Annotated in this window: 15 protein-coding genes, 2 pseudogenes and 2 other annotated features; of the genes and pseudogenes, 11 read left to right on the top strand and 6 right to left on the bottom strand. The window is 55.1% G+C overall.

Annotation, left to right across the window (positions count from 1 at the left end; translation table 11 throughout):
- The first annotated feature begins 8 nt into the window (after positions 1 to 8).
- From AA098_RS04100 to AA098_RS04070, 8 genes and pseudogenes are all read left to right on the top strand, one after another.
- Complete coding sequence (locus tag AA098_RS04100; protein WP_064613885.1) at positions 9 to 1445, top strand: NAD(P)/FAD-dependent oxidoreductase; 1437 nt, start codon at positions 9 to 11, stop codon at positions 1443 to 1445.
- Positions 1446 to 1472: 27 nt separating this feature from the next.
- Positions 1473 to 1874 (top strand): cytochrome c family protein, encoded by a 402-nt coding sequence (locus tag AA098_RS27975; RefSeq protein WP_082916854.1) that lies wholly within the window; start codon positions 1473 to 1475, stop codon positions 1872 to 1874.
- A 49-nt stretch (positions 1875 to 1923) separates the two neighbouring features.
- Entirely contained in the window at positions 1924 to 3417 is a 1494-nt protein-coding gene (locus tag AA098_RS04095) for an NAD(P)/FAD-dependent oxidoreductase (protein ID WP_082916853.1), read from the top strand.
- Complete coding sequence (locus tag AA098_RS04090) at positions 3410 to 4843, top strand: aldehyde dehydrogenase family protein (protein WP_064613884.1); 1434 nt, start codon at positions 3410 to 3412, stop codon at positions 4841 to 4843. Before AA098_RS04095 ends, AA098_RS04090 begins: the two co-directional genes overlap by 8 nt.
- Positions 4844 to 5068: 225 nt before the next feature.
- Positions 5069 to 5455 (top strand): nuclear transport factor 2 family protein, encoded by a 387-nt coding sequence (locus AA098_RS04085; RefSeq protein ID WP_064613883.1) that lies wholly within the window; start codon positions 5069 to 5071, stop codon positions 5453 to 5455.
- Positions 5456 to 6386: 931 nt separating this feature from the next.
- Complete coding sequence (locus AA098_RS27970; protein ID WP_256545222.1) at positions 6387 to 6626, top strand: hypothetical protein; 240 nt, start codon at positions 6387 to 6389, stop codon at positions 6624 to 6626.
- A gap of 192 nt (positions 6627 to 6818) precedes the next feature.
- Positions 6819 to 7178, top strand: coding sequence for an IS66 family insertion sequence element accessory protein TnpB (gene tnpB, locus AA098_RS04075; protein WP_058151328.1), 360 nt, complete (start codon positions 6819 to 6821; stop codon positions 7176 to 7178).
- A 19-nt stretch (positions 7179 to 7197) separates the two neighbouring features.
- Positions 7198 to 8681 (top strand): annotated as a pseudogene (locus AA098_RS04070) (IS66 family transposase).
- Positions 8682 to 9292: 611 nt separating this feature from the next.
- Here AA098_RS04070 and AA098_RS04065 read toward each other — a convergent pair.
- A complete protein-coding gene (locus tag AA098_RS04065; RefSeq protein ID WP_156747511.1) occupies positions 9293 to 9880 on the bottom strand; it encodes a hypothetical protein in 588 nt (195 codons plus the stop codon).
- Positions 9881 to 10099: 219 nt separating this feature from the next.
- On the opposite strand from AA098_RS04065, the pseudogene AA098_RS27965 reads away from it, so the two are divergent.
- Positions 10100 to 11139 (top strand): annotated as a pseudogene (locus tag AA098_RS27965) (IS3 family transposase); the annotation flags it as partial.
- Positions 10378 to 10494, top strand: a sequence feature (AL1L pseudoknot). (Overlaps the previous pseudogene by 117 nt.)
- Positions 11140 to 11187: 48 nt before the next feature.
- Positions 11188 to 12410, top strand: a protein-coding gene (locus AA098_RS04045) for an IS3 family transposase (protein WP_156747510.1) whose coding sequence is annotated in 2 segments (ribosomal slippage) — positions 11188 to 11473 and positions 11473 to 12410 — 1224 coding nt in all. Because the reading frame shifts where the segments join, the coding sequence is not laid out codon by codon here.
- Positions 11466 to 11582 (top strand) — a sequence feature (AL1L pseudoknot). It overlaps the preceding gene by 117 nt.
- A gap of 86 nt (positions 12411 to 12496) precedes the next feature.
- Here the strand turns inward: AA098_RS04045 and AA098_RS04040 are convergent.
- Entirely contained in the window at positions 12497 to 13189 is a 693-nt protein-coding gene (locus tag AA098_RS04040; RefSeq protein WP_064613865.1) for a TetR/AcrR family transcriptional regulator, read from the bottom strand.
- A 303-nt stretch (positions 13190 to 13492) separates the two neighbouring features.
- Positions 13493 to 14521 (bottom strand): IS30-like element ISPsp7 family transposase, encoded by a 1029-nt coding sequence (locus AA098_RS04035; RefSeq protein ID WP_011911495.1) that lies wholly within the window; start codon positions 14519 to 14521, stop codon positions 13493 to 13495.
- A 351-nt stretch (positions 14522 to 14872) separates the two neighbouring features.
- Between AA098_RS04035 and tatA the strand changes: the two genes are divergently transcribed.
- Positions 14873 to 15100: a twin-arginine translocase TatA/TatE family subunit gene (tatA, locus tag AA098_RS04030; RefSeq protein WP_064613864.1), complete on the top strand. Its 228-nt coding sequence runs from the start codon at positions 14873 to 14875 to the stop codon at positions 15098 to 15100.
- A 471-nt stretch (positions 15101 to 15571) separates the two neighbouring features.
- Here the strand turns inward: tatA and AA098_RS04025 are convergent, their stop codons facing one another.
- Genes AA098_RS04025 through AA098_RS04015 form a run of 3 tightly spaced genes read right to left on the bottom strand, consistent with a single transcriptional unit; the run spans position 15572 to position 19561 of the window.
- Positions 15572 to 16603, bottom strand: coding sequence for an XdhC family protein (locus tag AA098_RS04025; protein ID WP_064613879.1), 1032 nt, complete (start codon positions 16601 to 16603; stop codon positions 15572 to 15574).
- A 6-nt stretch (positions 16604 to 16609) separates the two neighbouring features.
- Positions 16610 to 17212, bottom strand: coding sequence for an NTP transferase domain-containing protein (locus tag AA098_RS04020; RefSeq protein WP_064613878.1), 603 nt, complete (start codon positions 17210 to 17212; stop codon positions 16610 to 16612).
- A gap of 3 nt (positions 17213 to 17215) precedes the next feature.
- Positions 17216 to 19561, bottom strand: coding sequence for an FdhF/YdeP family oxidoreductase (locus AA098_RS04015; RefSeq protein ID WP_064613877.1), 2346 nt, complete (start codon positions 19559 to 19561; stop codon positions 17216 to 17218).
- Positions 19562 to 19613: the final 52 nt, after the last annotated feature.

The following is a 19613-nucleotide window of genomic DNA, read 5'->3' as shown; positions in this document are numbered from 1 at the left end:
GTCGGTTAATGGATGACAAACTAAACAAAGGCCTTAGTCGTAGATCTTTTATTGGAGGCGCGGCGGCAGCAACGGCCGGTGCTGCGGGGCTTGGGCTCATTGCATCTGCAACCGCTTCCGAGAACAGCACTTCCAAGCGGGCGACCAAGTTTGATTATGACGTGATCGTGGTTGGTGGCGGCTTCGCTGGCGCGACGGCTGCGCGTGAATGTGGCCATCAAGGCTACCGAACTCTTCTGCTTGAGGCGCGATCGCGCCTGGGTGGGCGCACGTTCACTTCCCATTTTGCCGGCCAGGAAATCGAGTTTGGCGGAGCGTGGGTCCATTGGTTGCAGCCTCACATTTGGGCGGAAATGCAACGCTACGGTCGAGGGGTAGTGGAAGACCCCCTAGCAAGCCTAGACAAGACTCTAGTTATGTATAACGACGGAAACGTTGAAGAGCTTTCGCCTGAAGTATTTGGAACGAACATCAAAGTCGCTTTCGAAAAGATGTGCCATGACGCCTGGGAAGCATTTCCGCGGCCACATGAGCCCATGTTTACCGAGCGAGCCCGTAAGCTAGATAAGCTGTCCGTCTTGGATCGTATAAATGAGCTGGAGCTGAGTCGCGCCCAGCGAGCAGAGCTTAATAGCTTCATGGCGCTTTATGCTGGTGAGACCACAGATAAATATGGTCTCCCTGGAGTTCTCAAGTTATTTGCCTGTGGCGGGTGGAACTACAGCGCTTTTATGGACACGCAGACTCACTATCGGATAGTGGGAGGCACTATTGGTTTAATCGAGGCCATGTTGGACGATAGCGGTGCCGAGGTCCGATTAAACGTGCCGGTTATCTCAGCGGAGCAAATAGCCGGCGGGGTTCGCATCGAAACTGACGATGGTGAAACGATTACCGCCGCAACAGTTATCATGACGGTTCCGCTCAATACCTATCGCCACATTCAATTCACTCCGGCCCTATCGCAGGGTAAACAGCGCTTTATTCAAGAAGGGCAGCTCAGTAAAGGCGCTAAGCTTTATGTTCATGTTAAAGAAAATCTCGGCCGAGTTTTTGCTTTCGCTGATGAACAACAGCCGCTTAACTGGGTCCAGACTCACGACTACGGCGATGAGTTGGGGACAATACTGTCGATTACCATCGCGCGCGCAGAAACAATCGACGTGAATGATCGTGATGCTGTTACTAGGGAAATCCGGAAACTGTTTCCCGGCGTGGAAGTTCTAGGAATAGCTGCCTACGATTGGACTGCGGATCCGTTTTCATTGGGCGCATGGGCCGCCTATGGTGTCGGCCAACTGAGTCGATTGACAGACTTGCAGCAACCTGAAGGGCGCATTTTATTCGCGGGCGCGGAAACAAGTAACGGCTGGCACGCCAACATCGATGGCGCGGTGGAGAGTGGTCTCCGCGCCGGACGCGAAGCGAAAGAAATATTAGGTTAACCAACGTTATAACTGGATTAAGTGATCATGATAAAACAAAAGTTTCAAGCCGTGTTGTTGTGCCTGGGGGCGCTGTTTTTTGGGGCTACTTCTTCTGTTGCTACAGCCAGTGAAAATTGCAATCCAGATAATGGTAAAAAGATCTTTCAGACATGCGCGGTTTGTCACAGCAATGACAATACAGGGAAACACGGACCTGCGGCGCCGAATCTTCACGGTGTGGTTGGCCGGGAGGTTGGCAAAGTGCCGGGTTATAAGTTTTCTTCCGCACTGCGTAAGTCGGGCGACACCTGGACCGTAGAACATCTTGATGCGTTTCTTAACAGTCCAATGCGGGTCTATCCGCTTACCGGAATGGCGTTTTCCGGCCTGAAGAATGAACAAGATCGGCGCGACGTAATATGCATGCTGAATCAGACGTCCAACTAGCCGGTCGTCCAAGCGACGGCTTGTAAAATAAGAAAGGGGTAAAGATAACATGGCTAACGATAAGGGTGATATAAGCAAGGACGGTGTATCGCGACGCAAATTTCTTGGCGGTGCCGTTATTGGTGCTGCTGCTGCTGCAGGCGTTGGCTCTCAGATCCTATCACTGTCCGCTACGGCACAGGGGGCGGATAAAGAAAGAGTTGGTCCGCTGCAAAGCAACGTAGATTACGATGCCGTCGTGATCGGAGGTGGGTTTGCGGGGGTAACGGCTGCAAGGGAGTTGAGCCGATCCGGCTTGAAAACATTAGTGCTTGAGGGTCGGAGTCGCCTAGGTGGCCGCACGTTTACGTCTAAGCTCGATGGTGAGAAGGTGGAGCTTGGAGGTACTTGGGTACACTGGACCCAGCCTAATGTGTGGACTGAGGTCATGCATTATGGATTAGAAATCGAGGAAACCGTCGGTCTCGCTAGTCCTGAAACTGTTATTTGGGTTACTGATAATCAGGTGAAGCGAGCGCCGGCGGCAGAGGCGTTCGAAATATTTGGCGCCGCTTGTACTGAATATTACAAAGAAGCGCACAACATCTACCCACGTCCCTTCGATCCTTTCTTTGCAAAAAAAGCGCTCCAGGAGATGGATGGGTTGTCAGCTTCTGAGTACTTAAATAAACTGTCCCTAACCCGCGAGCAAAAAGACATGATGGATTCATGGCTTAGCGGTAATGGACATAACTACCCAGAGACGATCGCTTATAGCGAGATTATGCGCTGGTTTGCACTCAGCAACTTCAACATGCCCACTATGTTCGACTCAATTGCCAGATATAAAATTAAATCAGGTACCGTGAGTCTTCTGGAGGCCATGGTTGCTGAAAGTGATATGGAAATTCAGCTTTCAACGCCTGTGCTAAAAGTTAAGCAAGACAGTCATAGGGTACTTATCACCACTGAAGAGGGCACAATTGCGGCATCGGCAGTTGTCATGGCAGTGCCTTTAAACACGATGGGTGACGTTGAGTACAGTCCGCGTCTCTCTGATGCAAAGTCAGAAATTGCCTCCCAAGGCCATGCGGGTAAGGGTGTTAAGGGTTACATTCGTATAAAGCAAGATGTAGGTAACGTAATGACCTATGCGCCCGCTAGAAACGATGTAACGCCTTTCACTTCGGTGTTTACGGACCACGTCGGTGAGAACGGTACATTGCTTATCGCATTTTCCGCCGATCCTAAACTGGTAGACATTAACGATAGCAAAGCGGTCGAAAAGGCCCTGCATCCCCTCCTTCCAGGCGTGGAGGTAACGTCCAGCTATGGCTACGACTGGAATCTCGATCCCTTTTCTAAGGGCACTTGGTGCACTTATCGTCCGGGTCAGACAACTCGCTATTTAACCGAGCTGCAGAAGCGCGAAGGCCGGCTCTTCTTCGCCGGTTCCGACATGGCTAATGGCTGGCGTGGTTTTATAGACGGCGCGATAGAGAGCGGTCGCGAGGTCGGGTATCAGGTTGCTAGCTATCTCAAGGGGAAAAATAGCAATGCGTGATTACCGAGAGTTTTATATAGACGGGCAATGGGTGATGCCGAAAGGCGCTCGTGAAGCCGAAGTCATAAATCCTGCGAATGAAGAGATTGTCGGGGTCATCTCGCTGGGCACCGAGGAGCACGTTGATCTGGCAGTGCAGGCTGCGCGGCAAGCTTTCGACGGCTGGTCCCGTACAACCAGAGATCAGCGTCTTGATCTGCTAGACCAGGTATGCCGAGCATTTGAGTCCAAACTTGATGAGATCGCCAAGGCTATCACTGAGGAAATGGGTGCTCCGCTGGCCCAGCTATCCCGTCCGCTACAGGCGCCGGCCGGTCTGGGGCACTTCCTCACGGCAACTTCCATATTGCGCGATTATGATTTTGAGGAGTCCCTCGGAACGACTCGTGTGATACGGGAACCAGCTGGCGTTTGTGGTTTGATAACACCTTGGAATTGGCCATTGAACCAAATCGCTGCGAAAGTGGCGCCCGCGTTGGCGGCCGGATGCACGATGGTATTGAAGCCAAGTGAGATCGCTCCGTTTTCTGCTTATTTGCTTGCTAAAATCTTCGATGAAGTTGGAGTTCCGCCTGGGGTGTTCAACCTAATCAATGGCGACGGCCCTGGCGTGGGCGCTCCCCTAGCTGCCCATCCAGACGTGGACCTGGTTTCCTTCACCGGCTCCACCCGAGCAGGTACCCTCGTTTCGATAGCTGCGGCACCGACTGTTAAGCGTGTCGCCCTCGAATTGGGTGGTAAATCCGCCAACATTATCTTAGATGACGCTGATTTGGAGACTGCAGTTAAGCACGGTGTGAGCACAATGATGCTTAACACCGGGCAGAGCTGTAACGCTCCATCTCGTATGTTGGTTCCGCTTTCGAGGATAGATGAGGTCGAACGGTTAGCCGAACAGTTCTGCAAGGAAATCATGGTCGGTGATCCGATGAATGCGGATACCAACTTGGGGCCTCTGGCTAGCGCAATGCAGTATGAAAAAGTGCAGGAATGTATTCGGCAGGGCGTGGCCGAAGGAGCCAAGTTGATTTGTGGGGGCTTGGGACGTCCAGAGGGGATCGAGTCTGGCTTTTTTGCGCAGCCCACTATTTTCAGTGCGGTTAACAATCAGATGCAGATCGCTAAAGAAGAGATCTTTGGGCCCGTCTTATGCATCATGCCTTACCGCGATGATGATGAGGCGATCAAGATAGCTAATGACAGCTGCTACGGGCTTTCTGGCTATGTTAGTTCCGGAAGCCTGGAGCGCGCTCGGAAGGTCGCTAAACAACTACGCACCGGCGCCGTACATCTCAATGGGGCGGCACTCGACTTCACCGCACCGTTTGGCGGTTATAAGCAGTCTGGTAATGGCCGAGAGTGGGGGAAGTACGGTTTTGAGGAGTTCCTTGAGATAAAGGCAGTGATGGGTTATGAGGGGTCGTAGAAATCATCTTTACAGGCTTTCCTTATCGAGCGTCACCCAGGGTTATTCGCCCCTCTGTTCCGTCTCGGCTAGCGCTTGGCTACATGGTTGATAATAGATTGTCGCCTAACAACAGATAGATTATAGCGCTGAAGTTTGCGCACTTTATTAACTAGGGTTAAATCAGCTCCGTTGCTTTTGGGTTGATTTCGGCACGATGAATCCACACACCAAGAGGAAAACGTAATGTCATCTGAAAAGCGAAACTTAGAGCAAGCGACTTCTAGGTTTGTTGATGCGAACAACAAAGCTGATTTGGACGCAGCCATGAATTTTTTTACCGATGATGCGGTTTTCGAAGATATCTATGGTGGGCGCCACTCTGGGGTTACGGCTATCCGCAATGCGCTCCAACCATTTTTTGATGGAACATTTGGCAGGGTGCAATACGTTGGCGAAGACCTATTCATTGACGAACAAGCAGGTAAAGTAATGGTTAGTTGGCGCTGCAACCTTGAATTAGGCGGCAAGCCAGCGTATCTCCGGGGTTTGGATCTGCTTCATTTTAACAACGGTAAACTTGTTGCGAAGCTGGCTTACGGGAAGGCCAGCGAAGCTCTGTTCGAGCATTAATTCGGGTAGGCTTGCCCTGAGCCTATCGTGGCCCTCGCTAACTATCGATACTCTTGGCTACGGTATATGCTCAAGTGTTTGCGCCGTCTTAGCATTGGCGTCTGTTAATCTTGGACACTCGTCGGCTCCGCTGATGATACCCATAATGAGTCATGCTACTCCGTAGCAACAGGAGGATGTGTTTCGCCCCCAGTAGCCTGATACTCGACAACATAACAACCAAAGCCGCTTCGAGCTTAAGCGCATCCCCGCTCGCGCGCTACTGATGAGTCTGCTAGCGATTGAACAGACTAGGCATGGCTACCGCGACGGAAATGTGCTGCCTAGTTGCATCGTCTGTAACAGAAGCCTCGATGGCTTGTACTGTAGCGGTTCGGTTTGCCTGCCCCATAGTAGTAGATGATTTAGAGGCGCTGGTGGGCCAGGGAAGAGCAAGCAGCCCAGCTGAGTCGCTCAGCGCTTTCTAAATCTTATCTCTGATAATGTGCGTGGCTCGTGGTTGCTTGTGTAACCAGGCACGTAATCGACCTTCCGCTGCTGGCCGACTCTGTTGAAAAAGTCGGTGTCGTCTAGGTCCGCTGGCGTGAAGTCGAAAACTCGCGCTTGATGTGTCGCTATGCGAAATATGAGGCTATTTCAATGCCGGAATTGGCTCAGATTTCAATTAAAACTGCCTATTTTCGCGGACAAGAATTGAAGTGGATTTGTTTAACAGGGCCGACCGATAGCCGCCATATCTCAGTTACATATACACGTCAGGTTTCATCTTCAATCAACGAACCTATGTCCGCCTTGGCGTGGGAGGTCGGTTTGACGCTTGTTTTTTCTGTCGTATACAAAAATAATTGATCGGCGTATTGCAATAGCTTTTGCTCATTGAGCATGCTGGTTATGTGCGAGCTCGTTCGTACGTATAAAAAGAAGAATCAGCATGAACACAGATACCCAAAGTGCTTACCGCTCACTAGCTACACACTTCTACACGACACGCTTTCCAGAAATCCCTGTATCAGCGCAGGATGAATTGGATGAGTTCAGCATTATCGGTGCGCTGCTGCGTGCTGCTCCCGAGTATCGGCCCGACTATTTCAGGCGGTTGCGCAATGCAAGCAGTCAATTCTTGAGCATCTGCATGATCTTGTTTTCTATCGCTACACGGGCGCAGCGCTGACGCGTTTGCAGTATGAGAAAGAGGTGCGCAAAGCTTTCTACTTCGAGCCTGAGCATGTCTGGTTCAAACAACGAAAGATCAGATGAACTGAGCGCTGGGGGCGTTATTACCGTATCCGCTCCATAAACCCCACCTACCCATAGCCTGCTGATCATTGGATGCTGAGCTCCCGTTTTCACCGGAGTTCATCCCATGATGCGTCCCGACGCCAAGGTGCAGAAGGTCTATCTCTACCCAAAACCCGTCGACTTCCGCAAATCCATCAACGGCCTGGCCGCGCTGGTCGAGCTGGACATCAAGGTGGAAGTGTTCAATCCGGTGCTGTTCGTGTTCCTCAATCGCACCCGCAGCCAGGTCAAGATTCTCTACTGGGAGCGCAATGGCTTCTGCCTGTGGCTCAAGCGACTGGAAGCCGAGCGTTTCAAGACCAAACCCGATGCGGGTGACGAAGCCATCGAACTGACGGTCGACGAGCTGAACTGGCTGCTCGACGGCATCGACCTGTGGCGTAACCGGCCGCATCAGGTTCTGACGCCGCGCTTCGTGGCCTGAGCCGGTATAATCCGGCGCCATGAAATTTGGCGCCGACCACCTTCCAGACGATCCCGTCCTGCTCAAGCAGATGCTGCTGTTGGCTCAGGGAAAGGTGGCGCAACTCCAGGAACAAGTCGCCTTGCTGCGCCACAAGCTGTTCTCGCCCAAGTCCGAGCGCAGCCCTGAAGATGCCGACTCACCGCAGCTGGCCATGTTCAACGAGGCCGAAGAGCTGATCGAAGCGCCGGCCGCCGTGGCAAGCGCAAGCCGTTGCCGGCCAACCTGCCGCGTGTGGAGGTCATCCATGAGCTGCCCGAGCATGAGCTGACCTGCGCCTGCGGTGCCTGCAAGCAGGTGATCGGCGAGGAGACCAGCGAGCAGCTGGAGATCATCCCGATGCAGGTGCGGGTCATCCGCCACATCCGCAAGACCTACGCCTGTAAGGCCTGTGAAACCGCGCCGGTCATCGCCGACAAGCCGGCACAACTGATCGAGAAGAGCCTGGCCAGCCCCAGCGTATTGGCGATGCTGCTGACCACCAAGTACGCCGACGGCATCCCGCTGTACCGCTTCGAGAGGATGCTCAGCCGCCACGGCGTCGACATCCCACGGCAGACCCTGGCGCGTTGGGTGATCCAAAGTGGCGAGCAACTGCAACCGCTGCTCAACCTGATGCGCGACAAACTGTTCGAATACCCCGTGTTGCACTGCGACGAAACGCGTCTGCAGGTGCTGCATGAACTGGGACGCGTCCCCTCGGCACAATCCTGGATGTGGGTGCAAAGCGGTGGGCCGCCGGACAAGCCGGTGATCCTTTTCGACTACACAGCCAGCCGTGCGCAGGAGGTGCCGCTACGCCTGCTCGATGGCTACCGCGGCTACCTGATGACCGACGACTACGCCGGCTACAACGCCGTGGCTGCACGCGACGGCATCGAGCGGTTGGCCTGCTGGGCGCATGCGCGGCGCAAGTTCGTCGAGGCGCAGAAAGTGCAGCCCAAGGGCAAGACCGGCCGTGCCGACATGGCGCTGAACCTGATCAACAAGCTTTACGGCATCGAGCGCGATCTTAAAGAGGTCGACGACAGCGAACGCCTGGCCGCCCGCCAGCAACGCAGCCAGCCGCTGCTCGACCAACTCAAGGCCTGGCTGGACAAAACCCAGCCGCAGGTCGCTGGGCAGACGGCCCTGGGCAAGGCGGTGAACTACCTGGCCAGCAACTGGAGCAGGCTGGTGCGCTACATCGAAGGTGGGCATCTACCGATCGACAACAACCGCGCCGAGAACGCCATCCGACCGTTCGTCATCGGCCGCAAGAACTGGCTGTTCAGCGACACGCCCAAGGGTGCCACGGCCAGCGCGCAGATCTACAGCCTGATCGAAACTGCCAAAGCCAACGGGCAAGAGCCTTACGCCTGGCTGCGCCACATCCTTGAACGCCTGCCAGCGGCGAGCTGCGTCGAGGATTACGAAGCGCTGCTGCCGTGGAACTGCTCACCAGCTTCTGCCTCTGCTTCCTGAAAACAAACCCGTCCGCCAGGTGGGGTTTATGGAGCGCTTACTTATTACCTGTGGGTAGCAGTCGGGTCATCTGCTTGGGTTTCTTTCGAGATAGCGCACCATGGGCTCATCTAGGGCGATCTCAGCTGAGGTGTGGTATGAGGCACTCGATGGTTCCATGTCACAACTGTGGCAAAGCGATGGTTCCGAGAACGACATATAGCCGTGGTTTCTGGGGCTATTCGCCTTCGTCGAATCATTGCCCCTTTTGCCTGAGTGAGAACTGGCACGGAGCAAATCCAGGATTAGGGGCTCGGTTGTTTGCGTTGGTTGGCCTGGCTCTAGGTATTCTGGCCTGTGTGTTGATGGGAGCGTTTCTATTCAAAGTGCAGTGGTGGCTGGGCGTTGAAGGGCAATGGCCTTTATTGAGCCTAACTACATGCGCGGTGTCAGTTCTTGCGGGGTATCGCTTCTACAACTGGTTTGTAGATTTCTGAATAATCACTCCCGCTCAGAACGCTAGGTAGGAACCGGCCAAAAGAAGTCCTCGACTACTTGCGTAGGTTTGCTGGACTGCAATTTATGGTCTAGCGGGCCGGTATCCCTCTTCTATAGCGATATCTGGCGACTACTCAACTGATGTTGCGAGGAAAGGACGCTCGTAGATGACGTAGAAGATCGCTCGGTAGCACTGCAGGTAGCTTCGCGGTGCCTTTGTTGGACAGCTGGATGGCAACGGTTTTGTTAAAGTCCGAAAATTTTACTTGGACTTTTTCTAGCACATGTTTGCGGCCGGCCAGAAGAACATCGGTGGCATCGCGTACATCTTTTACCCCTTTGAGCAAAATTTTCCCTGTCACCCCTTCATCTATTTCGACACCGGAGACTTGGAGCGAGTCGACGGTGACTGTCTGATCTACCGCGTCCTGCAGAGCCGAGACCCACTCGATCAGGTTTACCGAAGGAGGCGTCACTACCAGATTGAAATTGCAGGCTTCAAGTAAGCGGCTGATCAGTTCCTTGAGACTGCGCTGGTAATTTCTGAGCTCAATGTGGGGTGGGGAGTCGAAAAGCGTGAACTCCGTCGTCCGATACCCTATTCGATCAAGCACCTCCTCACTCCCAAAAGGGGTCGATATCACCTCTTGGTAACTGTACTTTTCGATGTAACGCCCCTCTATGAAGTCATCCCTGATTCGCTCGATAGCGAAGCCATCCATTCTCTCCTCCGTGAATGGCATGTCGATGAGCCTCTTCCCTACCGATCGAATCGATGAAGGCCATTGGGCATTCAGCCACCTCACCCTGTTCATGCTGGCTCTCCTTGCGTTTCAGCGCCTGCTTGAGCCTGTGCTCTGAGTTCCTTGATGACCTTCGCAGCGGTTTCTTTGAATCGCCCCGGGTTTCGTGTAGGCCTCAACTCTTGAGAAGATGAGACCATGAGAAAGACTACGACCTACTCCCCTGAAGTCCGTGAACGTGCCGTGCGCATGGTTCTGGAGCATTTGAACGACTACTCCTCCGAGTGGGCCGCCATTGAAGCCATCGCGCCGAAGATTGGCTGTGCAGCGCAAACGTTGCATGGCTGGATTCGCCGTCATCAGACCGACGCAGGTCAGCGTCCAGGCCCGACCACCGAAGAGCGTGAACGCATCAAGGCGTTGGAGCGGGAGAACCGGGAATTGCGTAAGGCCAATGAAATTCTGCGTCTGGCCAGTGCGTATTTTGCCCAGGCGGAGCTCGACCGCCGCACCAAGTCCTGAGGGCTTTTGTCGATCAGTACCGTGACCGTCTCGGGGTCGAGTCGATCTGCCGTGTCTTGCAGATCGCCCCGTCCGGTTACCGCAGACATGCGGCCCAACTGCGTAATCCGGCACTGCGTTGTTGCCGTGCTCAGCGCGATGAGGCGTTGAGCTTGGAGATCCAGCGCGTGTGGGACACCAACATGCAGTGCTATGGCGCGGTGAAGGTTTGGAAGCAGCTCCGGCGAGAAGGTATCGAGGCAGCCAGATGCACGGTGGAACGGTTGATGCGTCGAGCTGGATTGCAGGGCATAAGGCGCGGTCAGGTCGTGCGGACAACGGTGGCCGGAGACAAGTCGCTCTGTCCGCTGGATCGTGTCCAGCGCCAATTCCAGGCCGACCGCCCCAACCAGCTGTGGGTGTCGGATTTCACTTACGTGTCGACCTGGCAGGGATGGCTGTATGTGGCCTTCGTGATCGACGTCTTTGCGCGGCGCATCGTGGGGTGGCGAGTCAGTAGCAGCATGAAGACCGACTTCGTACTGGATGCCCTGGAGCAGGCCCTGTACGGCCGCCAGCCACACCGTGCCGGTGGACTGATTCATCACAGCGACCGTGGCAGCCAGTACGTCTCTATTCGCTACACCGAGCGGCTGGCAGAGGCCGGCATTGAGCCTTCGGTTGGCAGCAAGGGCGATAGCTACGACAACGCCTTGGCCGAAACCATCAACGGACTGAATCGCCCCGGGTTTCGTGGAGGCCTCAACTCTTGAGAAGATGAGGCCATGAGAAAGACTACGACCTACTCCCCTGAAGTCCGTGAACGTGCCGTGCGCATGGTTCTGGAACACCTGAACGACTATCCGTCCGAGTGGGCGGCCATTGAGGCCATCGCGCCGAAAATCGGCTGCGCAGCGCAAACCCTGCATGGCTGGATTCGCCGCCAGCAGACCGATGCCGGTCAGCGCCCTGGTCAGACCAGCGAAGAGCGCGAGCGCATAAAGGCCCTGGAGCGCGAGAACCGCGAGCTGCGCAAAGCCAACGAGATTCTGCGCCTGGCCAGTGCGTATTTTGCCCAGGCGGAGCTCGACCGCCGCACCAAGTCCTGAGGGCATTTGTCGATCAGCATCGTGACCGTCTCGGGGTCGAGTCGATCTGCCGTGTCTTGCAGATCGCCCCGTCCGGTTACCGCAGGCACGCGGCTCAGCAGCGCAACCCGGCATTACGTTGCTGCCGTGCTCGACGCGATGACGCATTGATCCTGGAAATCCAGCGTGTATGGGACACCAACATGCAGTGTTATGGCGCGATGAAGGTCTGGAAGCAGCTCCGGCGAGAAGGCACCGAGGTGGCCAGATGCACGGTGGAGCGGTTGATGCGTCGGGCTGGATTACAGGGCATCAGGCGCGGCCAGGTCATGCGAACAACGGTGGCCGGCGACAAGTCGCTCTGTCCGCTGGATCGTGTGCAGCGCCAGTTCCATGCCGACCGTCCAAATCAGCTGTGGGTGTCGGACTTCACGTACGTGTCGACCTGGCAGGGCTGGCTGTATGTGGCCTTCGTGATTGACGTGTTTGCGCGGCGGATCGTTGGCTGGCGAGTCAGTACCAGCATGAAGACCGACTTCGTGCTGGATGCTCTGGAGCAAGCCCTGTATGCCCGCCAGCCGCATTGCGCGGGTGGTCTGATCCATCACAGCGACCGTGGCAGCCAGTATGTCTCGATTCGCTACACCGAGCGGCTGGCAGAGGCCGGTATTGAACCCTCGGTTGGCAGCAAGGGCGACAGCTACGACAACGCCTTGGCTGAGACTATCAACGGGCTGTACAAGGCTGAGCTGATACACCGTCAATCATGGAAGAACCGCGAAGCTGTTGAGATGGCGACCTTGAGATGGGTGCACTGGTGCAACCACCAGCGCCTGCTGAGCTCAATCGGCTATATCCCGCCTGCGGAGGCTGAGGCAAACTTCCACCAGCAACAAGCAAATCAGGCCATGGCGGCCTGACTTAAACGAAACGGCCTCCACAAAAGCCGGGGCGATTCACCATCGATCACGGGAATTCTCCACCATATCGGTACATCAGGCGCGCTTTACTTGAGCGCGTTGATTCCACCGGCTATAAACAACGTCATTTTTTCAATCATGTCATCTTCTGATTCTGCGTGGACGCTTCCGTCCGTAAGCTCACCGATACGATCGACACCTCTTAGCATATAAAGAATCATTGAGATCATGAACACAGCCCCCCAGCTAATAGCGACGCGATGCTCCTTACCTTCGCAAGCCATCATCTCTTTTATATAAGCCTTAATGGCTTCATCATATAACTCCTTCCTTAACGGCACAGTAACCTCGTCAGGCTCACTTACTAAACGGGACTGCAACCGCGCAAAGTACTTCCATGCCTCCCCCCCATCTCTGTGTTCGAATTGCGGCTTAAGGTAAGTTCTAATTATATCCGAAATCTCATAATCGGATCCCCCCGCTTTCAAATCATCGAGGTATTGCTGACGATTTCTAGCGATATCCGCCAGGCCCCTCCTATAAATTTCTAAAAAAAGATTCTGCTTCGTTCCATAATAATATGTGATAAGCGCTTGAGTTACGTTAGCTTGCTGAGCTATTTGTTTGAGGCTAGTCCCCAAGTACCCTTGCATAGCAAAAAGCTTTTCGGCCTCGTTTAGAATAAGCTCTTTATTTTCGACTTCACCGAGCTCTGAGAACCTTCTCCTACCGAGCCGGCTAACCTGTTTTTTTTCTGCACCCGCCTTCAATCCGGACATACTGCACCCTAGCTGAACACTTAACCTTTAATCGTTCATTATACCTCCGACAAATGAAAAACTGAATATTTTTTTTCCAGCAACCACTACGACCCGAGCAGAGGCCGGGTTAATAAACCAACAGAGATTGCAATTAAAAATTCAAACTTCAACAAGTTACTCCATACGCACTAGTTAAATTGCGCATAGCCACAATTTGCTCATTTAATTTTTTGGTTTAGCAAGTTTAGTAACTCGATATACAGAACCACGTTCGTGCTGGCGTTTAATACTGGGCGGTTGCAGGAGCTGAGTGCAACACGGTTATTGAATTGAAACCGGAGCATCATGCCGCATTGCCATGGCATTTTGCATGACCTCTCCCATCACCTCGATGGGGCATTTGAAGTCGAAGCGCTTGCGCGGTCGCATGTTCAGTTGCAGCGCAATGGCGTCCAGCTCCTCCTGGCTATGTACCGACAGGTCTGTGCCCTTGGGCAAGTACTGGCGAATCAGGCCGTTGATGTTTTCGTTGCTGCCGCGCTGCCAGGGGCTGTGCGGGTCGCAGAAGTAGATCGCCACGCCGGTTCTTTGGGTGATCTCGGCGTGTCGCGCCATCTCCCGGCCCTGGTCGTAAGTCATGCTCTTGCGCATCTCCAGCGGCATGCTATTGAGCGCGGCGCTGAAGCCTTCCAGCGCCGAAGTCGCCGTTGCGTCGTTCATCTTCACCAACATCAGGTAGCCACTGGTGCGTTCCACCAGCGTACCGACGGACGAGGCGTTGGCCTTACCCTTGATGAGGTCGCCTTCCCAATGCCCCGGCATCAGCCTGTCTTCAATCTCCGGCGGGCGCACATGAATACTGACCATCTCGGGGATCTGGCCGCGCCGATCCACGCCACCAGAGCGCGGCCGGCGCGTCGTCTTGCCTTGGCGCAGACAGATGATCAGCTCCTTACGCAGCTCACCCACTGGCAGGGCATAGATCGCGTTGTAGATCGTCTCGCGACAGACGTAGGCATCTCGCAGGTTGGGTATGTTCATGCTGCGCAGCTTGCCGGCAATCTGCTCGGGAGACAAACGCTCACGCAGCATATGGGTCACCAGTTCGAAGCGCTCGCTACCCGGCAACAGTTTTCGCATCGGTCGACAAACCTGGCGGCGGGCCTGCATTTGCTGCTGAGCCAGACGGGCCGAGTAGCCACCGCAAGCACCTCGGTTACGGCGCAGCTCACGGCTGATGGTCGAAGGGGATCGGTTGATCAAGCAGGCAATCCTGCGCAGGCTGAAGCCTTGGGTACGACCGATTTGAATGGTGGCGCGCTCTTCAACGCTGAGTTCGGTATAAGACATAGGGGCAGCACCGTACCGGAAAGGTCAGGTGTTGCACTCAGTTTTTGCCGCCGCCCTGCATAGACATAACAAAAAAGTTGCGTTTAGAAACACCGGACCACTGAACAACCCCGCCTGTATTGATCAGTGTGACGGCCCGTTAAGCCCGCGGCAACGAGACTTCGCCATCCGGCCGAAATAAGTGAAAAAAAAGGCTGCTGCGGATGGCATTCACTGTAGCGAGCCTGTACCGTAAGGGTTCGACTACCGCTAGCAGTGCGTAACACCTCATAGTCGAAAACAGCGAAGCTTAGGGTCAGCGTCCGAGTCGCCTGCCCAAGTTTATGACATCGCATTTCGGAGAAACACAGCATGGGTCTTGGTGGAATTAGCGTCTGGCAGCTTCTCATCGTATTGCTCATCGTGGTTATGCTTTTTGGCAGTAAACGTTTGAAAGGGCTAGGCTCAGACATGGGGGAGGCGATAAAAGGATTTCGCAATTCAATGGGAGCGAGTGAGGATAAGCCAAGCGTGGAAAAGCAGAGCTTTACCTATAACGTGGAAGGCCAGAAGGCCGAAGAACCGGCAAAGAAGAGTTGAGGTGTCGACCTCAGTTACGCCTGAGCTAAATCTGGCTGAACAGCCAAGCGTAAATTAGTATCGGCACAGCTTTACATATGCTTGTGGTAGGCCGCGCGCCTTTGGCGGGACATGAAGGTCCCGCTCGCGCTGCTGTCTCGGCTGAGTCTTTATCGGTGTTTCTTACGCCACAGCTATCAACTGCTTTTTTGTTGGCATTTAGCCTGCCGCGCCGGGTGCAATCGCCACAGCTTTGCTCGCCGTATCAATGTGGGCTTGTCTTCTGCTGAGCCGCCTGAGCGGGTACAAAAATTAACGGCCTAAACATAGTTACGCGCATGTGGAAAGTGGCGAAGCAGGACGCGGTAACTATGCTAAGTATGTGAAAGTGGGCGAAGCAATGATCTTAAAGCACGTAGCGTGCGGCCCAGATTCAAACAAAGTTATCGCCCGCCGCACCCGTCGATGCTGATATACAAATGTCATTAATTTTTACTCAGTTGCGGCGGCCTCTTGGGCAAGCTTGGCCTGATGAATTGACATTTCTACGGGCAGCGCAACGCCATTTTTGACTGCTATTATTTCAGCCATGACGCTGACCGCAATTTCTGCAGGGGTTTTGCTACCAATGTAGATACCCACGGGACCTCGAAGCCGCTTCAGCGAATCCTCCGTCTCGCCAAAATGGGTTATGAGCCGGTCACGACGGCTTCGGTTGTTGCGCCTAGAGCCGATTGCGCCAATGTAAAATGCTGGGCTCTGAAGTGCTTGTAGCAGTGCCAAGTCATCTAGCTTCGGATCATGGCTCAGCGCCACAATGCAAGTCCTAATATCTGGTCGAAACGCATAAACAGCATCGTCAGGCATAGCGGTGCTAATCTCCACGCCCGCGACTGACCAAGTATCGATGTACTCGCTTCGTGGATCGCAAATAGTTATTTTGAATCCATTGAACAGAGCCATTGTGGAGAGGTACTCCGCCAAGGCACCAGCTCCGATAATAAGCATTCGATAACCTGGGCCTAATGTATTTATTAGCTGGGCATCATTGAATTTCAGAGACTCAGGCTCCGCCGTATTCACAAGCCTAACGGAGCCATCAGTGAGCTGGACAATTCGCTTCACCAACTGACCAGTTTCCAGTCTGCTGACCAACTCGTCTAACGAGTCGCCTAACGAGCTGAGCGGTGGTATGAACTCCAAAACTAGTTCGAGAGTTCCTCCGCACGGCAATCCAAATCTGTGCGCCTCGTCAGCACTGACACCGTATCGAACTACCTGAGGGATCGAATTCGGAATGCCTCGTCCGCCGAATGCCTTCGTGTAGCAGTGAATTAGGTCATCCTCAATGCAACCGCCGGATACGCTTCCGACTGCACGACCATCATCGCGTAGGATCATCATGGAGCCAACGGGACGAGGAGATGATCCCCATGTTCTAACTACCGTGGCTAGCAGCACTCTGTGCCCTTCTGCCAGCCAGTCCCGCGCGGTGCGAAGCACCATGACGTCAATACTTTCCATAGCGCCTCATTGTGTTTGTTCGGCATGCTCGCGGAGACGAAGAATCTTCTCAACGCGAACAAGGTCTGTGATTGTGTCTACGTCTTCAGCAATGCCTATGTCCTCGACCGCCAAGTCGAGGACATGACCAAGCGACTGATTGGCACGCACGATAGAACTGGCGCCATAATCAGCTGAGAGCGCTGCAAGATCGTGGTAAAGCTCACGCCTAAACGCCACAGGATGACCACGTCGCCCATCGCAGTGAGGGGCAACAATTAAGTTCTGGCTCAGACTATTCGCGACGAGGTGTAACGTGCCGGCCTGAATTAGCGGCAGATCTGCTGGGAGTATCAACCAGCCAGCCGCATCAGGTGTCGACCGGACACCTAGCGCTATGCTTTCGCCCATACCGCCAGTCCCACCATGAGGACGTACCAGTAGTGCTCGTAACCCGGACTCATCCACAGCCTTCATTACATGCCACAGCATTGGCTTAGCAGCTATAAGCGCTTCGAGTTTGTGGCAAGTGCCCCCAGAGGCCCTGAATCTCTCTCCTTTACCAGCCGCAAGTACAAGCACCGTGACCGTACTGAAATCGAACCGAGATGAAGCAGTCAATGCGTTCATGCATCATCCTTGAGCAATGGCTTCGATACGCCGGTTATGATTCGAAGCCGTACTAGGCATAAGTTTGATGGCTATGAACTTCGATGTAGGGGTGTGACTGCCGATACCAATGCTCTCAAGAGGTACCAATGGGTTGGTTTCGGGGTAGTAAGCGGCTGCCTGCCCTGCCGGGATGTCGAAGGCGAGCAGAGCGAAGTCGTTCACACGCCGTTCAACACCGTCGCTCCAGAGGGACAGCAAGTCGACTTTTTGCCCCGATGTGTAGCCCAGGCGAAGTATGTCGGCCTCGTTGGCGAAGATGACGCGGCGCTGGCCTTTGACGCCGCGGTAACGATCATCGAGACCATAAATGGTGGTGTTGTACTGGTCATGCGAACGCAGCGTCTGCAGGATCAGATCGGGCTGCTGACCGCTCAGGCGAACCTGCTCCGGTAGCAGATCCGTCGGGATCGGATTGGCTTTGAAACGCGCCTTGCCGGTCGGAGTATTCCAGCGTCGTGCGCCGGCCATGTTGCCCAGATAGAAGCCGCCCGGATGTTGGAGGCGCTGGCTGAAGTCGGCAAAGCCGGGAATGGTATCGGCGATCAGGTCGCGGATGCGGTCGTAATCGGTGATCAGCGCCTCCCAGTCCACCGGATGATTACCGATTGTCGCCTTGGCGATGCCGGCGACGATCGCTGGCTCCGAGCGCATCAACGCCGACAGCGGCTGCAGCTGGCCGAAGGAGGCGTGGATCATGCTGAAGGAATCTTCCACGGTGACGCTCTGTGGGCCGTTGGCCTGCCAATCAATATCGGTACGGCCAAGGCACGGCAGGATCAGCGCATCGCGCCCGATGGTCAGGTGGCTGCGGTTGAGCTTGGTGCTGATCTGGACGGTCAGATCGCAATTCTGCAACGCCAGGTGGGTGCGTCGGCTGTCGGGCGTGGCCTGGGCGAAATTGCCGCCCAGGCCAATGAAGACCTTGGCGCGACTTTCGAGCATGGCCTGGATCGCCTCGACGGTGTTGTGGCCGTTCTCGCGGGGCACCTTGAAAGCAAAGCGTTTCTCCAGTGCGTCCAGCAGCGCGGCCGGCGGCCGTTCGTTGATGCCCATGGTGCGGTCGCCTTGCACGTTGCTGTGCCCGCGCACCGGACAGAGCCCAGCGCCTCGGCGACCGAGGTTGCCACGTAGCAGCTGCAGGTTGGCGATCTCCTGGATGGTCGCCACGGAGTGATGATGCTGGGTGATGCCCATGGCCCAGCAGATGATCACCCGCTCGGCCTGCCGATACAGTTGTGCAGCCTGTTGGATGTCAGCCAGGCTCAGTCCCGACTGTGCTTCGAGCTGCGCCCAAGGTGTTGCGTCCAGCACCGCCAGATAGGCGTCGAGGCCATCGGTATGTTCGTTGATGAACGCATGATCGAAGACCGCTGGCTCTCCCTGGTCCTGCGCCTCACGCTCCCATTGCAGGAGAAATTTCGCGATCCCGCGCAAGGCGGCCATGTCGCCGCCCAGGGCCGGACGGAAAAATGCGGTATTGAGCGGTGCGGAGCCGTTGCTGAGCATTTCCAGCGCGTGCTGTGGATGCTGGAAGCGCTCCAGACCACGTTCCTTGAGCGGGTTGAAGCAGGCCACCTGCGCGCCGCGTTTAACCGCTTCGCGTAGCGGTTCGAGCATTCGCGGATGGTTGGTGCCGGGGTTCTGACCGAGCACGAAAATGGCGTCGGCGTGTTCGAAATCGGCAAAGGTTACGGTGCCTTTACCGACGCCCACGCTCTGGCCAAGGGCGACGCCGCTGGCTTCGTGGCACATATTCGAGCAATCGGGAAAATTATTGCTGCCGTAGGCGCGAACGAACAGCTGGTAGAGAAACGCCGCCTCGTTGCTGGCCCGGCCTGACGTATAAAACTCCGCCTGTTGCGGACTGTCGAGACGCTTCAGCTGTTCGCCGATCAGGTTGAACGCGGCGTCCCAGCTCACCGGCACGTAGTGGTCGCTGGCCCGGTCGTAGCGCATCGGTTCGGTCAGGCGGCCCTGGTATTCGAGCCAGTAATCGCTCTGCGCGCGTAACTGGCTGACGCTATAGCGGGCAAAGAAACCCGCATCGACACGACGCTTGGTGGCTTCCCAGTTCACCGCTTTGGCGCCGTTCTCGCAGAACTTTATGCGGCCGTCTTCAGGCGAATCACCCCAGGCGCAGCCAGGACAGTCGAAACCGCCATGCTGGTTTGTCTTGAGCAACGCACGGAGATTCTTGAACGGTTGTTTGCTTTCGAGCCAGGCGCGACCGACGCTGCGCAACGCCCCCCAACCAGCGGCTGCGCCAGCATACGGTCGATAACGAGGGCCTTCAGGTTGTAGGCTCATGGCGCACTCCGTCGTAACCAGGGTTTGTCTGTCGGATTATCAAATTACGCCC

The sequence above is a fragment of the Pseudomonas sp. JY-Q genome (assembly GCF_001655295.1).
In the GTDB taxonomy this organism is placed as follows: Bacteria; Pseudomonadota; Gammaproteobacteria; order Pseudomonadales; family Pseudomonadaceae; genus Aquipseudomonas; species Aquipseudomonas alloputida.
Note: the sequence above shows the minus strand (reverse complement) of the source record. Positions and strands in the feature narration are given on the sequence as shown.

What these genes read in the sequence shown, in the direction of transcription:
- AA098_RS04100 (WP_064613885.1), top strand. Translation starts at nt 9, where the DNA reads ATGGATGACAAACTAAACAAAGGCCTTAGTCGTAGATCTTTTATTGGA.
- AA098_RS27975 (WP_082916854.1), top strand. Translation starts at nt 1,473, where the DNA reads ATGATAAAACAAAAGTTTCAAGCCGTGTTGTTGTGCCTGGGGGCGCTG.
- AA098_RS04095 (WP_082916853.1), top strand. Translation starts at nt 1,924, where the DNA reads ATGGCTAACGATAAGGGTGATATAAGCAAGGACGGTGTATCGCGACGC.
- AA098_RS04090 (WP_064613884.1), top strand. Translation starts at nt 3,410, where the DNA reads ATGCGTGATTACCGAGAGTTTTATATAGACGGGCAATGGGTGATGCCG.
- AA098_RS04085 (WP_064613883.1), top strand. Translation starts at nt 5,069, where the DNA reads ATGTCATCTGAAAAGCGAAACTTAGAGCAAGCGACTTCTAGGTTTGTT.
- AA098_RS27970 (WP_256545222.1), top strand. Translation starts at nt 6,387, where the DNA reads ATGAACACAGATACCCAAAGTGCTTACCGCTCACTAGCTACACACTTC.
- tnpB (WP_058151328.1), top strand. Translation starts at nt 6,819, where the DNA reads ATGATGCGTCCCGACGCCAAGGTGCAGAAGGTCTATCTCTACCCAAAA.
- AA098_RS04065 (WP_156747511.1), bottom strand. Translation starts at nt 9,880, where the DNA reads ATGGATGGCTTCGCTATCGAGCGAATCAGGGATGACTTCATAGAGGGG.
- AA098_RS04040 (WP_064613865.1), bottom strand. Translation starts at nt 13,189, where the DNA reads ATGTCCGGATTGAAGGCGGGTGCAGAAAAAAAACAGGTTAGCCGGCTC.
- AA098_RS04035 (WP_011911495.1), bottom strand. Translation starts at nt 14,521, where the DNA reads ATGTCTTATACCGAACTCAGCGTTGAAGAGCGCGCCACCATTCAAATC.
- tatA (WP_064613864.1), top strand. Translation starts at nt 14,873, where the DNA reads ATGGGTCTTGGTGGAATTAGCGTCTGGCAGCTTCTCATCGTATTGCTC.
- AA098_RS04025 (WP_064613879.1), bottom strand. Translation starts at nt 16,603, where the DNA reads ATGGAAAGTATTGACGTCATGGTGCTTCGCACCGCGCGGGACTGGCTG.
- AA098_RS04020 (WP_064613878.1), bottom strand. Translation starts at nt 17,212, where the DNA reads ATGAACGCATTGACTGCTTCATCTCGGTTCGATTTCAGTACGGTCACG.
- AA098_RS04015 (WP_064613877.1), bottom strand. Translation starts at nt 19,561, where the DNA reads ATGAGCCTACAACCTGAAGGCCCTCGTTATCGACCGTATGCTGGCGCA.